This window comes from Streptomyces sp. NPDC016677 (assembly GCF_055562815.1).
Genome location: NZ_JBVHEO010000013.1, coordinates 154667 through 171723, shown reverse-complemented (window position 1 = coordinate 171723; position 17057 = coordinate 154667). Strand labels below are relative to the sequence as shown.

Here is a 17057-nt window from a genome sequence, read left to right as displayed (position 1 = left end):
GATGAGCAAGACCAGTACCGACGATGTGGCGGAGGCCGGCTCCCAGCTGTCCACCGCCCCCAAGGAGGAGGCGCCGAGCCTGCCCGCCATGGGCGTCATCGGCTGGGCGCGCTGGTTCTGGCGGCAGCTCACCTCGATGCGGGTCGCGCTGCTGCTGCTCCTGCTGCTGTCGCTGGGCGCCATCCCCGGCTCGCTGATCCCGCAGACCGGCACCGACGCCACCAAGGTCGACCAGTTCTACCAGGACCACGAGACCCTCGCGCCCCTCTACGAGAAGCTCGGGCTCTTCCACGTCTACAGCTCGGTGTGGTTCTCGGCGATCTACATCCTGCTGTTCGTCTCCCTCATCGGCTGCATCGTCCCGCGCACCTGGCAGTTCGTCGGCCAGCTCCGCGGCCGGCCGCCCCGCGCCCCCCGCCGTCTGACCCGGCTGCCCGCCTACACCACCTGGCGCACCGGCACCGCGCCCGAGGAGGTCCGCGAGGCCGCGCTGAAGCTGCTGAAGCAGCGCCGCTTCCGCGCCCACCTGGACGGCGACGCCGTCGCCGCCGAGAAGGGCTACCTGCGGGAGGTCGGCAACCTCGCCTTCCACATCGCGCTGATCGTGATGCTGACCGCGTTCGCCTGGGGCCAGCTCTTCAAGTACGAGGGCAACAAACTGGTCCTGGAGGGCGACGGCTTCTCCAACACCCTCACCCAGTACGACGACTTCAAGTCCGGCAACCTGTGGTCGCAGGACGACCTGGACCCGTTCAGCTTCACCCTGAAGGACTTCAAGGGCACCTACGAGGCGTCCGGCCCCAACAAGGGCACCCCGCGCACGTTCGAAGCGAGGATCACGTACAGCGAGGGCGCCTACGGCGAGGAGAAGGCGACCACCGTCAAGGTCAACGAGCCGCTGGAGATCGACGGCTCCAAGGTCTACCTGGTCAGCCACGGCTACGCCCCGATCGTCACCGTGCGCGACGCCGACGGCGACGTCGTCGTCGACCACGAGGCGTACGCCCTGCTGCCGCTGGACGCCAACGTCACCTCCTCCGGCGCCATCAAGGTGATGGACGGCTACCGCAACGCCAAGGGCGAGAAGGAGCAGCTCGGCTTCAACGCGTTCTTCCTGCCGACCTACGGCGGCGAGGGCTCGACGATGCTCTCCACCTTCCCGGCGCTGCTCAACCCGATGCTCGCGCTCTCCGCCTACCACGGCGACCTCGGCGTGGACTCGGGCATCCCGCAGAGCGTGTACCAGCTCGACGACAAGAACCTGAAGGAGTTCAAGGACTCCGACGGCGAGCTGTACAAGAAGCAGCTCAAGGTCGGCCAGACCATGAAGCTCCCGGGCGGCAACGGCTCGGTCACCTTCGAGGGCATCCAGGAGTGGGCCGGCTTCCAGGTCACCGCGCAGCCCGGCAGCGGCTGGGCGCTCGGCGGCGCGCTCGTGGCCATCTTCGGCCTGGCCGGCTCCCTGTTCATCCAGCGCCGCCGGGTGTGGGTGCGGGCCGCCCCGGGCCCCGACGGCGTCACCGTCGTCGAGATGGCGGGCCTCGGCCGCAGCGAGTCCGCGAAGCTCCCCGAGGAACTCGGCGATCTGGCCGGGGTCCTGTACGACACGTTCCCTGAACCCACCGCTGAATCCACTCCCGAGAGGGCTGAGCAGAAGTGACTCTCGCCGACGCGACCCAGCTGGCCGCAGCGACCAACGAGAACCTCGCGAACATCAGCAACACGCTGATCTACTCGTCGATGGCGGTCTACACCCTGGCCTTCTTCGCCTACATCGCCGAGTGGATCTTCGGCAGCCGCAGCAAGGTCGGCCGGACGGCCGCCGCGCTCACCGCCCAGGAGGACGCGGGCGCGAAGACCGGCCCCGCCGTCACCGTGAACAAGGCCGGCGGCACCGCCGTACTGGAACGGCCGAAGGTCGTCGTCCGGTCCGCGGCCGGCGCCCGTGACGTGCCGGACGGCCCCGGCGCGGCCGGCGGCACCGAGAAGGGCGACCTCTACGGCCGTATCGCCATCTCCCTCACCGTGCTCGCCTTCCTGGTCGAGTTCGGCGGCGTCCTCACCCGGGCCCTGTCCGTCGGGCGGGCGCCGTGGGGCAACATGTACGAGTTCTCCATCACGTTCTCGACGGTCGCCGTCGGCGTGTACGTGGTGCTGCTGCTCCTGAAGAAGAACATCCGCTGGCTCGGCCTGCCGCTGACCACGACGGTCCTGCTGGACCTCGGCCTCGCCGTCACCGTCCTCTACACGGCCAGCGACCAGCTCGTCCCCGCCCTGCACTCGTACTGGCTGTACATCCACGTCTCCACGGCGATCCTGTGCGGCGCGGTCTTCTACGTCGGCGCGGTCACGACCGTCCTGTACCTGTTCAAGGACTCCTACGAGAACAAGCTCGCCTCCGGCGGCACCCCCGGCCGCTTCGCCGACTCCGTCCTGGACCGGCTGCCCTCGGCCGCCTCCCTCGACAAGTTCGGCTACCGCGTCAACGCCGCGATCTTCCCGCTGTGGACGTTCACGATCATCGCGGGCGCCATCTGGGCGGGCGACGCCTGGGGCCGCTACTGGGGCTGGGACCCCAAGGAGACCTGGTCCTTCATCACCTGGGTCGCCTACGCCGGCTACCTGCACGCCCGCGCCACCGCCGGCTGGAAGGGCCGCAAGGCCGCCTACCTGGCGCTGGCCGCCTTCGCCTGCTGGCTGTTCAACTACTACGGCGTCAACATCTTCGTCTCCGGCAAGCACTCCTACGCGGGGGTCTGACCGACGTCCTCGTGCCACAGGTCCGGGTGGAGCTGGACGAAGTCGCGCATCAGCGCCTCGCAGCCGGCGTCGTCCAGCAGCACGATCTCCACGCCGTGGCCGGCCAGCCAGTCGTGACCGCCGTGGAAGGTGGCGGCCTCGCCGATCACCACCCGCGAGATCCCGAACTGCCGGACCAGTCCCGAGCAGTACCAGCACGGGGACAGCGTCGTGACCATCGTCGTCCCCCGGTACGACCGCTGCCGTCCCGCCGCGCGGAAGGCGGCGGTCTCCGCGTGCGCGGACGGGTCGGCGTCCTGGACGCGCCGGTTGTGTCCGCGCCCGAGCAGCGTGCCGTCCGCCCCGTAGAGGGCGGCTCCGATGGGAATGCCGCCCTCCGCGAGTCCGGCGCGGGCCTCCTCGACGGCGGTGGTGAGCCAGGAGCGTGCGGTTTCTCGGTCCATGCCGTCAACTGTGCCGTGTTCGCTCCCCTGATGCCGGTCCAGGAGCACGTTCGCGTCGGTCACGGCGCTGACGTCCCCGACCGCCCGCGCGTGCTCGCGCCGCTCGGCCAGGTCGGCGCAGGGGGCGCAGCCGGGTACCGGGACCGGAGGCCGGTCCCGCACCACGCCGGTGCTGGAACGGCCGTTGGCGGCCCGCACCCCGGCGAGCATCCGCTCCTCCTGCGTGGCCGGACGCACCGCCGCCGGGTCGGCCTGCCACTCGCGGCCACCGCCGACAGGGCGGAGCATCACGTAGGGACCGAGGCGGTCCCGGTACTCACCGACCTGACGTCGCTGCGGGTCGTAGAGCAGCGCTCCTACTTCCATGCCGTTCCCTCTCGTTACTTTGCGTGTAGCGAGCGTTGCGCAGGGGAATCATCGGGAGCAATGCTGTGCGCGTGACACTGGTTCACTGTCACGTCGGGGAGGGGAAGGGCCTGGGGTGAGTCGGCGCAATGCGGAGGGGGCGGCCTCGGGTGCCACCACGGCGGCTGTCTTCGGTGAGGTGCTCCGGCATTTCCGGGAGGCGGCGGGCCTGACGCAGGCCGAACTGGCGAGACGCATCCCCTGCGACCGGTCGCATGTCGCGCGGGTGGAAGCGGGGACGCGGGTGCCCCAGGACACGTTCGCCAAGGCGTGCGACGAGTTGCTGGGCACGGGCGGGGTGCTGCTGCGGCTTTGGCGGCGGATCGACTGGTATCCGCAGGTGGAGCATCCGGACTGGTTTCAACGCCGGGCCGATATGGACGCGGTGGCGGTAGCCGTGCGGGCTTATCAAGAGCGGGTGGTCCCGGGGTTGTTGCAGACGGAGCAGTATGCGCGAGCGCTGTTCTCGCCGGTGACGAGCGGCGAGGAGATCGACGAACGCGTGCGGGCCCGCTTGAGCCGACAGCAGAGGTTCCTGGAGTCCGGCGGCCCCTTGCTTGTCGCAGTCCTCGATGAGAGCTGCCTGCGCAATGTGGTGGGGAGCCGGAGCGTCATGGCCGATCAGTGCGCGCACCTGCTGGAGGCCGGGCGGCGCCCCAACATCCGTATCCAGGTAGCCCCTGCTGGTCGCCCCGGGCTGGATCGGCCCAACGCCTCGATGTCACTGATCCAGCTGCCTGATGGGCACGAGTGGGTGTACTCGGAGTCGCTCGACCGTGGCCACTTCAGCGACGATCCGGCCCTCTACGCAAGGCACGCGCAGACCTATGATGTGCTCAGGGCGGATGCTCTCTCGGCACCCGAATCCGCCGATCTGATCAGCGACTTGTCGAAAGGGTACGGGGACCATGGACATGCCCGAGCTGAACGTGGCGATCTGGATAAAGAGCAGCTACAGCGGCTCCAACGGCGGCGACTGCGTCGAGGTGGCCCCCGGATTCATGGACACCGTCCCCGTTCGTGACAGCAAGAACCCGTACGGCCCCGTCCTGTTGCTGAGCCGTTCCGCTTGGGCGGCGTTCACGTCGGCCATGCGGAGCTGGTAGGGGGATCATGAACACGCCCGAACCGAACTCAACGAGCTGGATCAAGAGCAGCTACAGCGGAGAGAACGGCGGAAACTGCGTCGAAATCGCCCCCGATTCCCCCGGCGCCGTTCCCGTTCGTGACAGCAAGAACCCGGACGGCCCCGTCCTCCTGCTGAACCGTTCCGCCTGGGCGGCGTTCACCGCGTCGCTGCGCTGACGCACCGGGACGCGGATTTCCGCGTTGCGGTGCTGCGGACGATTACCCATCCAAGTACTTCGGGGAAAAAGAACCCCACCAAGCCCCACCCCTCCCGCCCGTGAGGCGGTCTCACTCGGGTGGGTGAATGTCGGCGGTCTGGCTGGATTTCCGGTCCCCAACTCCCGCACGCTCAGGGCGACAAGACCGCAGGCATGCGTCGGCCCCCGCCGGGACTAGCGATCCCACTGCGAGGGCCTGACCACCGAGGAAGTGAGCGCTTCCTGATGGGTACCACCGACCTTATCGCGCCGCCGCACACCGGGGGCGTAATCCACGACAATGTCCGCCACACCGCCAACTTCACGGTGGTCGGCAACCACCTCGCCCAGCACCCGGAGTTGTCGCTGCTGGCGATCGGCCTGGGCCTGCACATCCAGTCGCTGCCCACGGGGCGGAACGTCGACATCAAGAGCCTCACCGCCCGCTTCAAGGAGGGCGCGACCCGGATCGCCGCCGCCCTGCGCGAACTGGAGGCCCACGGCTACCTGCGTCGCGAGCGCGAACGCACCCCGACGGGCCGGATCGTCACCCGGACCGTCTCCTGCAACCACCCCGCCGCAGCCGCCGCCCGCCGACACCGCCGCCCGGCTCCGTCTCCGGCCCCGGAACGGCGACACGCGCCCCGGACGCCGAAGAAGCGCGCCCTGCCCGCCGTACCGCAGCCGAGCCGCAAGGCCCCGGCACTGCTCCAGCAGGCCACCGACCTCCTCGCGGGCCTGCGCCACCAGGACTCCCGCCTCCTGCTGTCCGCCTGCGACACGGCCCACCTGGCTCCGGCCGTCGCCGCCTGGCTGGAACGGGACGTCACCCCCACCGCCGTACGCCACGCCCTGACCGACGGCCTCCCACCCGAGGGCGTACGCCGCCCGGCCGCCCTCCTGGCCCACCGCCTGACGGCGCTGCTGCCACCTCCGCCACCGTTCCGCACCCCGGCCGCACCACCGCCGGTCCTCCATCCCCTGCGCAACTGCGACGGCTGCGACCGCAGCATCCGGGCCGCCGAGCCCGGAACCCGCTGCCGCGACTGCCGAACGACAGCCCAGCACTGAAACCGTAAAGGAACCTCATGGTCAGCCCGCCTCACGAGGCGATGCACCGCATCTTCCAGCACGACCCGGGGCTGTTCAGTCGGGTCTCGCGCTACCTGGGCGTGGACATCCCCACGCCCGTCAGCGCGACGGCCCTGCCGACCGACCTCACCGAGACCAGCCCCGTCGAACGCCGCGTCGACACGCTGCTGCGCTTCGAGACGGCCGAGCAGGGCCCCTTCCTCCTGGCCGTCGAGGCCCAGGGCAAGAAGGACCCGGACAAGCCCGCGAGCTGGGCGTACTACGTCTCGTACCTGTGGACGAAGTACCGGGTGCCGACGGCTCTGCTGGTCGTGTGCCAGGACCACACCACGGCGAAGTGGGCCCAGCGGGCGGTGCACAGCGGGCCGCCCGAGCTGCCCACGCTCAGACTCCAGCCCTTGGTCGTCGGCCCGCACAACATGCCCGTGATCACCGACCCGGAAGAGGCCCGCGCCGACCTCTTGCTGGCCAGCCTGGCGGCCATCACACACGCCGCCGACACGTCCGTGAATGCGATACTGAAGGCCCTGTCCACAGCGTTGCGTGACGTGCCCGAAGACATTCTCGACCCGATCGTCGAATTCACCGCACAGGGCCTGGGCAACCGCCCGGCCAAGCACCTCTGGAGGAACCTGGTGGCCGTGGACCTCTCCTTCTACAAGTCGTACATCTCCGAAGAAATCCGCGACGAGGGACGCGTCCAGAGCCGCGCCGAGGACGTCCTGCTCGTCCTGGAGCAGCGCGGGCTGACCATTTCTGACGAGGTACGCAGTCGTGTCACGGAGTGCGACGACTCCGCGGTACTCCGCCGCTGGCTCACCCGTGCCGTCACCGCCCCCACAGCCGAGGCGATCTTCGAAGAGGAGTGAGTCGGCCGGGCGTTCGACCGACCCCTATGCTGGGCCTCCCGCTCGAAGGTCGGTCGTACGCCGGGAGGCACGTGTGTCAGCGCTGGAGCCGGGCGATCCGCGCTCTGTCGGGGAGTACCGGCTGGTGGGCCGACTGGGCGCCGGCGGAATGGGCCGGGTCTACCTCGGCCGGTCGCCGGGCGGGCGGCTCGTCGCGGTCAAGGTGGTGCACGAGGGGCTGGTGCGGCGGCCGGAGTTCCGGGACCGGTTCCGGCGTGAGGTGCAGGCCGCCCGTACGGTCAGCGGCGCGTTCACCGCGCCGGTCATCGACGCCGACCCGGACGCGCCGCTGCCGTACCTGGTGACCAGTTACATCGCCGGGCCGTCGCTGGATCAGGCGGTCGCCGAGCGGGGGCCGTTCGACAGCGGGGCGGTGACCGCGCTCGCCGCCGGGCTGGCCGAGGCGCTGATGTCGATCCACGCCGCCCACCTGGTCCACCGCGACCTCAAGCCCTCCAACGTGCTCCTCGCCGAGGACGGCCCCCGCGTCATCGACTTCGGCATCGTCCGCAGCGTCGAGGCCGCCTCCCTCACCACGACCGGACAGGTCGCCGGCTCCCCGGGGTTCATGTCCCCCGAGCAGGTCAACGGCGGCGACGTGACCCCGGCCAGCGACGTCTTCTGTCTCGGCGCGGTGCTGGCCTTCGCGGCCACCGGCCAGAACCCCTTCGGCGGCGGACCGACCCCCGCCCTCCTCTACCGCGTCGTGCACAACGCCCCCGACGTCGACGCCATCACCGACCCGGCCCTGCGCGCCCTCGTCGCCGATTGCCTCGCCAAGGACCCGGCCGCCCGCCCGACCCCGCGCGAGATCCTCACCCGGATCGGCCCGCAGGGCGGAGAGGTGAGTACGGTCCTGTCCTACGGCGGCCAGTGGGCGCCGGAGGCCGGGGAGACCGGGCCCGCGCGGCCGACCGTGGCCGGGCCGATGCCGCCCGTCCAGCACGCCGATCACCAGCCCACCCTCGTCTCCCCGGTGCCTCCCGCGACCCGCGTCCAGGCCGCGCCGCCCCCACCGCCCCCGCCCGGGGGCCGCAGCAGACGGGCCTTCCTGTTCTCCGGCGCCGGAGCGCTCGCCGCGATCGGTGTCGGCACCGGGTTCTGGCTCAACCGGCCGGCCACGCCGGGCCGCGGCGCAGCCACCGCCTCACCGACGCCCAGTCCCACCGCCTCCGCCTCCGCCTCCGCCGGGAGCGGCGTACGGCCCGTCGGGCACTGGCTCCTCGACGAGACCTCGGGAACCGTCGCCCACGACACCCGGGGCGGCCACGACGGCACCACGACCGGCGTCACCTGGCAGACCGACGGCGGTGGCGCGACGTTCGACGGGAGCACCGGACAGATCGTCACCGACGGGCCGGTGCTGGAGACCGGGACGGGCCGCAGTTTCACGGTCGCGGCCTGGGTCCGCCTCACCGCCGTGCCCGGCACCTTCGCCACCGCCGTCAGCCAGGACGCCGACAGCGCCAGCGGCTTCTACCTCCAGTACTCGGGCACGGACCGGAAATGGGCCTTCTCCCGCCCCGGCCTGCGGGCCGTCGGCCGCACCGCGCCCACCGGGGGCGTCTGGACCCATCTGACCGGCGTTTGCGACGGCACCGACCGCACGCTGCGGCTGTATGTCGACGGGGTCGAGGAAGCGGTCGTCGAGGACACCAGGCCGACCGTGTCGAACGGCGCGTTCGTGATCGGCCGGGCCTGGTACGGCGGGAAGCCCACGGACTTCTTCCCGGGCACCGTGCGGGACGTACGGGTCTTCGACCGGGCCCTCGCGCCCGCCGGCGTCAGAACCCTCATGTGACCGGGGCGGTCAGTCCCCCTTGGGGTCCTCGTCCCGGTCCCCGCCCCGGCCCTTGTCCTTGCCCTTGTCCTCGTCGAGCGACTTGAGGAAGTCCGGGTTGTCGTCGGGGGCGACCCACTGGCCCCGGGCCCCGCCGCCGCCCTGGAACCGTCCCGGTCCGCCGGCCGGCTGCCGCTTCTTCCCCGCGATGATCCACGAGATCGAGCCGGCCAGCGGGAAGAGGAGCACGAGGATCGCCCACAGCGGCTTGGGCATGTGACGGACGTCCTCGTCCTTCGTGCTGATGCAGTCGATGAACGCGTAGACGCTCAACGCCAGTGGCACGAGGAACATCAGCACCCGCAGCATGGGGCCTCTCCAGCGAAAGCGGTGGGCGGTACGGGTTCAGCGTAGCCGCTCGGGGATACTGGACGGCATGGCTTACGACGATCTTCGCTCCCTGCTCAGGGCACTGGAACGCGAGGGCGACCTCAAGCGTGTCAAGGCCGAGGTCGACCCCTGCCTGGAGGTCGGGGAGATCGTCGACCGGGTGAACAAGGCCGGCGGCCCCGCCCTGCTCTTCGAGAACGTCAAGGGCTCCGACCTTCCTCTGGCGATGAACGTCTTCGGCACCGACCGCCGCCTGCTGAAGGCGCTCGGCCTCACGTCGTACGAGGACATCTCCGAGAAGATCGGCGGGCTGCTGCGGCCCGAGCTGCCGCACGGGTTCGTCGGGGTGCGCGAGGCGTTCGGCAAGCTCGGCGCGATGACGCACGTACCGCCGAAGAAGGTCAAGGAGGCCCCGGTCCAGGAGACCGTGCTCACCGGCGACGACGTCGACCTCGACCGCCTCCCCGCCCTGTTCACCTGGCCCAAGGACGGCGGCTCCTTCTTCAACCTGGGCCTCACCCACACCAAGGACCCCGAGACCGGCATCCGCAACCTCGGCCTCTACCGCCTCCAGCGCCACGACAAGCGCACCATCGGCATGCACTGGCAGATCCACAAGGACAGCCGGAACCACTACCAGGTGGCGGCGCGGCGGGGCGAGCGGCTGCCGGTCGCCATCGCCTTCGGCTGCCCGCCGGCCGTGACGTACGCCTCGACCGCCCCGCTCCCCGGGGACATCGACGAGTACCTGTTCGCCGGGTTCGTGCAGGGCAAGCGGATCGAGATGGTCGACTGCAAGACGGTCCCGCTCCAGGTCCCCGCCAACGCCGAAGTGGTGCTGGAGGGCTGGCTGGAGCCCGGCGAGATGCTCCCCGAGGGCCCCTTCGGCGACCACACCGGCTTCTACACCCCGCAGGAACCCTTCCCCGCCCTGACCATCGACTGCGTGACGATGCGCAAGCGCCCGCTGCTCCAGTCGATCGTCGTCGGCCGCCCCCCGACCGAGGACGGCCCGCTCGGACGGGCGACGGAACGCTTCTTCCTTCCGCTCCTCAAGATCATCGTGCCGGACATCGTGGACTACCACCTCCCGGAGGCGGGCGGCTTCCACAACTGTGCGATCGTGTCCATCGACAAGAAGTACCCCAAACACGCCCAGAAGGTGATGCACGCCATCTGGGGCGCGCACATGATGTCCCTGACCAAGCTGATCGTGGTCGTCGACTCCGACTGCGACGTCCACGACCTGCACGAGGTCGCCTGGCGGGCGCTCGGCAACACGGACTACGCCCGTGACCTCACCGTCGCGGAAGGCCCGGTCGACCATCTCGACCACGCCTCCTACCAGCAGTTCTGGGGCGGCAAGGCGGGCATCGACGCGACGAAGAAGCTTCCCGAGGAGGGGTACACCCGGAACGGGGGCTGGCCGGACATGGTGCTGTCCGACCCGGAGACGGCGGCGAAGGTCGACCGCCGCTGGAAGGAGTACGGACTGTGACGTCGGCTTCCGCCGCGCTGCCCCGGCAGCCCGGACGCACCAAGGCGTTCCTGCGCCTGGTGATGATCGAGCACTCGGTGTTCGCGCTGCCCTTCGCCTACATCGCCGCCCTGACAGCCATGTACAAGCTGGACGGCAACATCCACTGGGGCCGGCTGCTGCTGGTGACCGTCTGCATGGTGGGCCTGCGCACCTTCGCGATGGCCGTCAACCGGATCATCGACCGCGAGATCGACGCCCGCAACCCGCGCACCGCCCACCGCGAACTGGTCACCGGCGCGATGTCGGTCAAGCACGCCTGGACCGGCGCGATCGTCGCGGTCGTCGTCTTCCTGGGCTCGGCGGCCCTGCTCAACCCGCTCTGCCTCGCGCTGGCGCCTGTCGCGGTGATCCCGATGGTGGTCTACCCGTACGGCAAGCGGTTCACCGACTTCCCGCAGGCCATCCTCGGTCTCGCGCAGGCGATGGGTCCCATCGGCGGCTGGCTCGCCATCACCGGCGAGTGGTCCTGGGACGCGGTGATCCTCGGCCTCGCGGTCGGCATCTGGATCGGCGGCTTCGACCTGATCTACGCCTGCCAGGACGTGGAGACCGACCGCGAGGTCGGCGTCCGCTCGGTCCCGGCCCGCTTCGGCATCCCGGCCGCGATCTGGGGCGCGCGGGGCTGCCACACCGTGACGACGGCCCTGTTCGTCTGGTACGCCCTCGCCACCGACGCCGGCGCGTTCTTCTGGCTCGGCCTGCTGATCGTCGCGGGCGCGTTCGTCTACGAGCACAGCATCGTCCGCCCCAACGACCTGTCCCGTCTCAACCGGGCGTTCTTCAGCGTCAATGGTTTCATCGGCATTGCCCTGTTCGTGTGCGCGCTGCTGGATCTCCTGGTTCGAGGTCTGACCCTCTGATTACGGTGCGGCCTACTATCGAGGGCAGGAACCCAGGGAGGCCACCGTGACCGTCTCGGACCTTGACCGCCTGCACTCGCAGCTCAGCCGGCTGGAGGACATGTTCCCCGGCTATCTGACAGAGATTGTCGAGGGCAGCATCGTGATGAATCCGGTCAAGCCGTTCCACGGGCGAAGCATCCAGCGGTTGTGGACGATCCTGGAGGAGCAGTTGCCGTCAGGCTGGGCCTTGGTGAGTGACGTGGCCTTTCCGTTCGACGACGCCAACGAGTTCTGCCCGGACATCGCGGTCATTCCCGTCGAGGCCGAGGCCGAGAACCGCAGCGACTACTCACCGGACCTGATCGAACTCGTCGCCGAGGTGGTGTCGCCGAGCAGCGTCCGCCGGGACTACGACCTCAAGCCCCGTTGGTACGCAGCCCGGGGAATCGCCAACTATCTGCTGCTCGACCCGCTCCAAGGGCAGGCCGTCACGATGTGGAACCCCGGGCCGGAAGGCTATCGAGGCCGGGACACCCTCGCCTACGGCGCGGCACTGACCGTCGACTCCCCCCTCGGCACCCTGAAGATCCCCACCGACCGCCTCCCCGTGGACCCCGCCGCACAGCCCCGCTGACCCGTCAGGCCGCCGGTGTCCGGCCCCGGTCCCGGTGCCGGAAGGTGAACGCCGCCGCGACACCCGCCGCCAGGCCGATCAGGTGGCCCTGCCAGCTGACGCCGGACTGGGTCGGGGCGAGGCCGGCGAGCAGGGAGCCGCCCCAGACCGCGGCCACCAGGACCCCGGCCAGGACGCCCAGCGGGCGGCGCTCGACGAAGCCGCTGACCAGCAGGAAGCCGAAGAGGCCGAAGATCAGGCCGGAGGCGCCGGCCGTGTTGGTGTCCGACGGGGAGACCAGCCAGACGCCCAGCCCGTCCGCCACCACGACGGCCGCGCAGACCGCGAGGAACCGGCGTATCCCGCCCAGCGCGGCGAGGAAGCCGAGGACCAGCAGCGGCACGCTGTTGGCGGCGACGTGCGCGAAACCGAAGTGGACGAAGGACGCCGGGACGACGTCCGCCAGCTCCGACGGGGTGCGCGGGACGATGCCGAAGCGGTCCAGGGCGTGACCGCTCGCCACGTCGGCCAGTTCCAGCAGCCACAGCAGCGCGACCCAGGCGGCCATCAGCCTGGCCGCGGCCTTCGCCCGGTCGCCCGGTGACCAGTACGGCCTGCGCGTCCCCGGTGCCTTGCCCGTCATACCGGCCCCCGCCCACTCGCCCATCCCCTCCGGACAACGCCCGGACCCCCTTGGCCGGTTCCCGCCCCACGGCTGCCGATAGGCTCGGTACCGTGAACCCAGTCAAGCCAGGAGAGACGGCGCGTACGCCTTGGATCGTGGGGGTGTCAGGTGCCTCCGGCACTCCGTATGCCGCCTCCGTGCTGCGCGCTCTGCTCGCCGCGGGCGAGAGCGTCGACCTGGTGGTCAGCCGGGCCTCGCGGCTCACCCTGCTCGACGAGACCGGTATCTCCTTCCGGGACGCCCACTGGCGTGACGACCTGCGGGAATGGCTCGCGCGGGGCGCCGACGGCAAGCCCGGCACCTTCGCCGTCGACCTCGACGCGGTGCGGTACTGGAACGCCGGGGACCTGGCCGCCGGGCCGTCCTCCGGCTCGTACCCGGCCAAGGGCATGCTGATCGTGCCCGCGTCGACCGCGTGTGTCGCCGGGGTCGCGCTCGGCCTGTCCAAGGACCTGTTGCAGCGGGCGGCGAGCGTCACCCTGAAGGAGGGGCGCACGCTGGTCGTGGCCGTTCGGGAGACCCCGCTGAACGGGCAGACCCTCCGGCACCTGGTGGCCCTGGACGACGCGGGCGCCGCCGTGGTGCCCGCCTCGCCGGCCTTCTACGCGGGCGCCACCCACATCCAGGACCTGGTGGACTTCGTCGCCGGCCGGGTCCTCGACGCGGCGGACGTACCGCACCGGCTCTACCGCCGCTGGGCGGGCGAACTCGGCGGCGGGTCCGGTCCTGGACGCGGTCCCGGTTCCGGTTCCGGTTCCGGTTCGAGTGCGCCCCTCTGAGGCCCCACCCTCACCCCCCCCACACAACTCAGAACTCTTCGAGATCCACATATCGGAAGGCTTCGATCCATGGACGCGGTGGACAGGCAGCTCATCCAGGCCCTGCGGGAGAACGGCCGGGCCTCCTACGCCGAGCTGGGGCGCCTCGTCGGCCTGTCGGGACCCAGCGTCACCGACCGCATCAACCGCCTGGAGGCGGCCGGTGTCATCACCGGCTACCGGGCCACGGTGGACGCCGCCTCGCTCGGCCTGGGCGCCGTGGCCCTGATCGGCATCTCCCTCTCCGACGCCGCCGACCACGAGGACGTGGCCCAGCGGCTGAAGGAGCTGCGGGAGATCGAGGACTGCTGGTTCATCGCAGGCGACGACTCCTACATGCTCAAGGTGCGCGCGACCGACGTGGACGGTCTGGAGCGGATCATCCGCCGGCTGTCGGGGACCAAGGGCGTCTCCCGGACCCGTACCACCGTCGTGCTCTCCACCAAGTGGGAGAACCGGGTGGGCGAGCTGCCGGACGAGGTCTAGGCAGGCGTACGGTTGGTCGAGTTGTCGGAGAAAGGTGTGGGTATGGACGTCGGGCTCAAGCGCGAGCTGGAGGAGAAGGTCCGCTCCGGTGAGCGGCTGACCCGCGAGGACGGCATCGCGCTGTACGAGTCGGACGATCTGGCCTGGCTCGGCGGCCTCGCGCACGAGGTGCGGACGCGGAAGAACGGCGACGTCGTCCACTTCAACGTCAACCGCCACCTCAACATGACCAACGTGTGCACGGCGTCCTGCGCCTACTGCTCCTTCCAGCGCAAGCCGGGGGAGAAGGACGCGTACACGATGCGCATCGAGGAGGCGGTGAAGCTCGCCAAGGAGATGGAGAGCGAGAACCTCACCGAGCTGCACATCGTCAACGGGCTGCACCCGAATCTGCCGTGGCGGTACTACCCGCGCTCGCTGCGCGAGCTGAAGGCCGCGCTGCCGGACGTGTCGCTGAAGGCGTTCACCGCCACCGAGATCCACCACTTCGAGACCATCTCCGGCATGTCGGCCTCCGACATCCTCGACGAGCTGATCGACGCGGGTCTGGAGTCGCTGACCGGCGGCGGCGCCGAGATCTTCGACTGGGAGGTCCGGCAGCACATCGTGGACCACCGCACCCACTGGGAGGACTGGTCCCGCATCCACCGGCTGGCGCACGAGAAGGGGCTGAAGACCCCGTGCACCATGCTCTACGGCCACATCGAGGAACCGCGCCACCGCGTGGACCACGTGCTGCGGCTGCGCGAGCTCCAGGACGAGACGGGCGGCTTCCAGGTCTTCATCCCGCTGCGCTACCAGCACGACTTCGTGGACATGAAGGACGGGAAGGTACGCAACCGGCTCCAGGCGCGGACGCAGATGGCGACGGGGGCCGAGGCGCTGAAGACCTTCGCCGTCTCCCGGCTGCTGTTCGACAACGTGCCGCACGTGAAGGTCTTCTGGGTGATGCACGGTGTGCAGACCGCGCAGCTCGCGCTGCAGCACGGGGCCGACGACATGGACGGGTCGGTGGTCGAGTACAAGATCACTCACGACGCGGACAACTACGGCACGCCGAACAAGCTGACCCGCGACGACCTGCTCGACCTGATCCGGGACGCCGGGTTCCGGCCGGTGGAGCGGAACACGCGGTACGAGATCATCCGGGAGTTCGACGGCCCCGACCCGGCGCGCCGGGACGCGCCGCAGCCGATGCGGGTCTGACTCCCGTCGCCGGGTGCGGGCGACCGGCCCCCACTCGCCCGCACCCGGCTCACATCCGCGTCCCCGCGGCGGGTACCCGGCCCCCATGCCCCCCGAGGACGACTACACGGCCGGCCCCTTCGTTCCGGACCACGGCGGCCTCCCCGCCCTGCGGGAAGCCGCCGCCGGCTGCCGCGGCTGCCCCCTGCACCGCGACGCCACCCAGACGGTCTTCGGACAGGGAAACCCGCACGCGCGCGTGATGCTCGTCGGTGAGCAGCCCGGCGACCAGGAGGACCGGCAGGGCAAGCCCTTCGTCGGCCCCGCCGGCCAGCTGCTCGACCGGGCGCTGGACGAAGCCGGCCTGGACCCGGCGGACGCGTACGTCACCAACGCCGTCAAGCACTTCAAGTTCATGCGGGCGGAGCCCCGCAAGCGCCGTATCCACAAGGCTCCCACCCTGCGCGAGGCGGCCGCCTGCGGCCCCTGGCTCGCCGCCGAGCTGGCGCTGGTCGGACCCGAGCTGATCGTGGTGCTCGGCGCGACCGCGGGCAAGGCGCTGCTGGGCTCCTCGTTCCGGGTCACCCAGGTGCGCGGCACGGTGCTGGAGGAGGAGATCCACGGGCGCCGGGAGCGGCTGGTGCCGACCGTGCACCCTTCGGCGGTGCTGCGCGCGGACGACCGGGAGGCCGCCTACCAGGGGCTGGTCGCGGATCTGACGGTGGCGGCAGACGCGCTCGGGTAATAGCTACTATTGCACTGTGCCTCTTACTTTCACTCTCGACCCGGCCGTCACGACCGACCTGCGTGACGGCGTCCTCGGCCTGTGGACGGACGTGTCCAACGCGGGCGGCTCCGTCGGTTTCGTGCCGCCGGTGACGCGGGAGACGGTCCGCCCCGAGCTGGTCAAGCACCTGGTGGCCATGGCGGAGGGCCGCGCCCGGCTGCTGGTGGGGCACGACGAGGAGGGGCGAGTGGCCGCCACCGCGTTCCTCACCCGCAACACCCACCGGCTGATGACCCACTGGCTGTGGCTCTACACCGTGATGGTGCACCCCCGGTACCAGGGCCAGGGGTACGGCCGTGACCTGCTGGCCGCCGCCGCCGACGCGGCCCGCTCCTTCGACGGCATCGAGGCGATACGGCTCACCTGCCGGGGCGGTCTCGGCCTGGAGCGGTTCTACGCCTCCTGCGGCTACAAGGAGGTCGGCCGCGTCCCCGGCGCGATCCGCGTCGCCCCCGGCGACGACCGCGACGACGTGATCATGCTGCTGCCGCTGAACTGACCTCCGTACCGCCCCGCACCGCCTCCCGTACCCCCGCTGACGCGCGGGCAGCCCGGCGTGCTTCACTGGACGGTGCCTCTTTGTGCCGGAAACGGAAGTGTGGATTGAGATGCTCCGCTACACGCTGATGCGCCTCGGGATCTTCGTGGGCTGCGCCGTGGTCGTCTGGGGCCTCGTCTACGCCGGGGTCTTCCCGAGCGGCCTCGGTGACTCCAACGGCATGTGGATCGTGCTGCTCGCGCTGGTGATCTCGGCCCCGATCAGCTTCGTGGCGCTGCGCGGGGAGCGCGACCGGGCCTCCGTCCAGGTGGTGAACAAGGTGGACCGCATGAAGGCCGGCCTGGAGGCCAACCGCAGCCAGGAGGACGGCGTCGACGACGCGTCCCGGGCACAGGGACAGACCTCGTAGCGGCAGAGCAGTACGCGCGTAGCGCATGAGCGCCCCGGTGATCGCCGGGGCGCTTTGCGTTGTGCGGGAGAAGGCGGCCGGAGGCCTGTC

General features: G+C 70.6%; 20 protein-coding genes. 17 read left to right on the top strand and 3 right to left on the bottom strand.

Translation table 11 applies throughout. The features are described 5' to 3' along the window. The first annotated feature begins 1 nt into the window (after window position 1). Window positions 2–1660 (top strand): cytochrome c biogenesis protein ResB, encoded by a 1659-nt coding sequence (resB, locus tag ACZ3IG_RS28060; RefSeq protein ID WP_467435503.1) that lies wholly within the window; start codon window positions 2–4, stop codon window positions 1658–1660. Continuing rightward, entirely contained in the window at window positions 1657–2760 is a 1104-nt protein-coding gene (gene ccsB / locus ACZ3IG_RS28055) for a c-type cytochrome biogenesis protein CcsB (protein WP_467435502.1), read from the top strand. Before resB ends, ccsB begins: the two co-directional genes overlap by 4 nt. Here ccsB and ACZ3IG_RS28050 read toward each other — a convergent pair. Next, window positions 2745–3203 carry a nucleoside deaminase gene (locus tag ACZ3IG_RS28050; RefSeq protein WP_467435552.1) on the bottom strand — a complete coding sequence of 153 codons (459 nt, stop codon included), beginning with the start codon at window positions 3201–3203 and terminating at the stop codon, window positions 2745–2747. The two genes, ccsB and ACZ3IG_RS28050, sit on opposite strands and share 16 nt — an antisense overlap. A gap of 481 nt (window positions 3204–3684) precedes the next feature. Between ACZ3IG_RS28050 and ACZ3IG_RS28045 the strand changes: the two genes are divergently transcribed. The 6 genes from ACZ3IG_RS28045 to ACZ3IG_RS28020 all read left to right on the top strand — a co-directional run bounded on the left by ACZ3IG_RS28045 (window position 3685) and on the right by ACZ3IG_RS28020 (window position 8734). Further along, on the top strand, window positions 3685–4632 hold the full coding sequence (locus ACZ3IG_RS28045; RefSeq protein ID WP_467435501.1) for a helix-turn-helix domain-containing protein: 948 nt from the start codon (window positions 3685–3687) through the stop codon (window positions 4630–4632). Further along, on the top strand, window positions 4595–4714 hold the full coding sequence (locus ACZ3IG_RS28040; RefSeq protein ID WP_467435500.1) for a DUF397 domain-containing protein: 120 nt from the start codon (window positions 4595–4597) through the stop codon (window positions 4712–4714). Before ACZ3IG_RS28045 ends, ACZ3IG_RS28040 begins: the two co-directional genes overlap by 38 nt. Before the next feature lie 7 nt (window positions 4715–4721). Continuing rightward, the gene (locus ACZ3IG_RS28035) at window positions 4722–4913 is read left to right on the top strand and encodes a DUF397 domain-containing protein (protein ID WP_467435499.1); all 192 of its coding nucleotides are present in this window, start codon (window positions 4722–4724) and stop codon (window positions 4911–4913) included. A 266-nt stretch (window positions 4914–5179) separates the two neighbouring features. After that, window positions 5180–6004, top strand: a complete 825-nt coding sequence (locus ACZ3IG_RS28030; RefSeq protein ID WP_467435498.1) for a helix-turn-helix domain-containing protein — start codon at window positions 5180–5182, stop codon at window positions 6002–6004. Window positions 6005–6021: 17 nt separating this feature from the next. After that, complete coding sequence (locus tag ACZ3IG_RS28025; RefSeq protein WP_467435497.1) at window positions 6022–6894, top strand: hypothetical protein; 873 nt, start codon at window positions 6022–6024, stop codon at window positions 6892–6894. 73 nt (window positions 6895–6967) lie between these two features. Beyond that, window positions 6968–8734: a protein kinase domain-containing protein gene (locus ACZ3IG_RS28020; protein ID WP_467435496.1), complete on the top strand. Its 1767-nt coding sequence runs from the start codon at window positions 6968–6970 to the stop codon at window positions 8732–8734. A 9-nt stretch (window positions 8735–8743) separates the two neighbouring features. Here the strand turns inward: ACZ3IG_RS28020 and ACZ3IG_RS28015 are convergent, their stop codons facing one another. Next, window positions 8744–9082 (bottom strand): PLD nuclease N-terminal domain-containing protein, encoded by a 339-nt coding sequence (locus ACZ3IG_RS28015; protein ID WP_467435495.1) that lies wholly within the window; start codon window positions 9080–9082, stop codon window positions 8744–8746. A gap of 67 nt (window positions 9083–9149) precedes the next feature. On the opposite strand from ACZ3IG_RS28015, the gene ACZ3IG_RS28010 reads away from it, so the two are divergent. The 3 genes from ACZ3IG_RS28010 to ACZ3IG_RS28000 are packed head-to-tail and all read left to right on the top strand — an operon-like array spanning window position 9150 to window position 12119. Then, window positions 9150–10601, top strand: a complete 1452-nt coding sequence (locus tag ACZ3IG_RS28010; RefSeq protein WP_467435493.1) for a menaquinone biosynthesis decarboxylase — start codon at window positions 9150–9152, stop codon at window positions 10599–10601. Then, window positions 10598–11503, top strand: coding sequence for a menaquinone biosynthesis prenyltransferase MqnP (mqnP, locus tag ACZ3IG_RS28005; protein ID WP_467435491.1), 906 nt, complete (start codon window positions 10598–10600; stop codon window positions 11501–11503). The genes ACZ3IG_RS28010 and mqnP overlap by 4 nt, the downstream gene beginning before the upstream one ends. Window positions 11504–11549: 46 nt before the next feature. Next, complete coding sequence (locus ACZ3IG_RS28000) at window positions 11550–12119, top strand: Uma2 family endonuclease (RefSeq protein WP_467435489.1); 570 nt, start codon at window positions 11550–11552, stop codon at window positions 12117–12119. A gap of 4 nt (window positions 12120–12123) precedes the next feature. On the opposite strand, the gene ACZ3IG_RS27995 is transcribed toward ACZ3IG_RS28000, so the two are convergent. Continuing rightward, window positions 12124–12741, bottom strand: a complete 618-nt coding sequence (locus ACZ3IG_RS27995) for a rhomboid family intramembrane serine protease (RefSeq protein WP_467435487.1) — start codon at window positions 12739–12741, stop codon at window positions 12124–12126. 92 nt (window positions 12742–12833) lie between these two features. On the opposite strand from ACZ3IG_RS27995, the gene ACZ3IG_RS27990 reads away from it, so the two are divergent. The 6 genes from ACZ3IG_RS27990 (at window position 12834) to ACZ3IG_RS27965 (ending at window position 16967) form a co-directional block, all read left to right on the top strand. Beyond that, window positions 12834–13562, top strand: coding sequence for a UbiX family flavin prenyltransferase (locus ACZ3IG_RS27990; RefSeq protein ID WP_467435486.1), 729 nt, complete (start codon window positions 12834–12836; stop codon window positions 13560–13562). Window positions 13563–13631: 69 nt separating this feature from the next. Continuing rightward, complete coding sequence (locus tag ACZ3IG_RS27985) at window positions 13632–14087, top strand: Lrp/AsnC family transcriptional regulator (protein ID WP_189423099.1); 456 nt, start codon at window positions 13632–13634, stop codon at window positions 14085–14087. Window positions 14088–14129: 42 nt separating this feature from the next. After that, entirely contained in the window at window positions 14130–15293 is a 1164-nt protein-coding gene (gene mqnE / locus ACZ3IG_RS27980; RefSeq protein WP_403533692.1) for an aminofutalosine synthase MqnE, read from the top strand. An 85-nt stretch (window positions 15294–15378) separates the two neighbouring features. Beyond that, the gene (locus ACZ3IG_RS27975; protein WP_467435483.1) at window positions 15379–16017 is read left to right on the top strand and encodes a UdgX family uracil-DNA binding protein; all 639 of its coding nucleotides are present in this window, start codon (window positions 15379–15381) and stop codon (window positions 16015–16017) included. Between the two features lie 16 nt (window positions 16018–16033). Continuing rightward, window positions 16034–16558, top strand: coding sequence for a GNAT family N-acetyltransferase (locus ACZ3IG_RS27970; protein WP_467435481.1), 525 nt, complete (start codon window positions 16034–16036; stop codon window positions 16556–16558). Between the two features lie 109 nt (window positions 16559–16667). Next, on the top strand, window positions 16668–16967 hold the full coding sequence (locus tag ACZ3IG_RS27965) for a DUF4229 domain-containing protein (RefSeq protein ID WP_467435480.1): 300 nt from the start codon (window positions 16668–16670) through the stop codon (window positions 16965–16967). Window positions 16968–17057 lie beyond the last annotated feature (90 nt).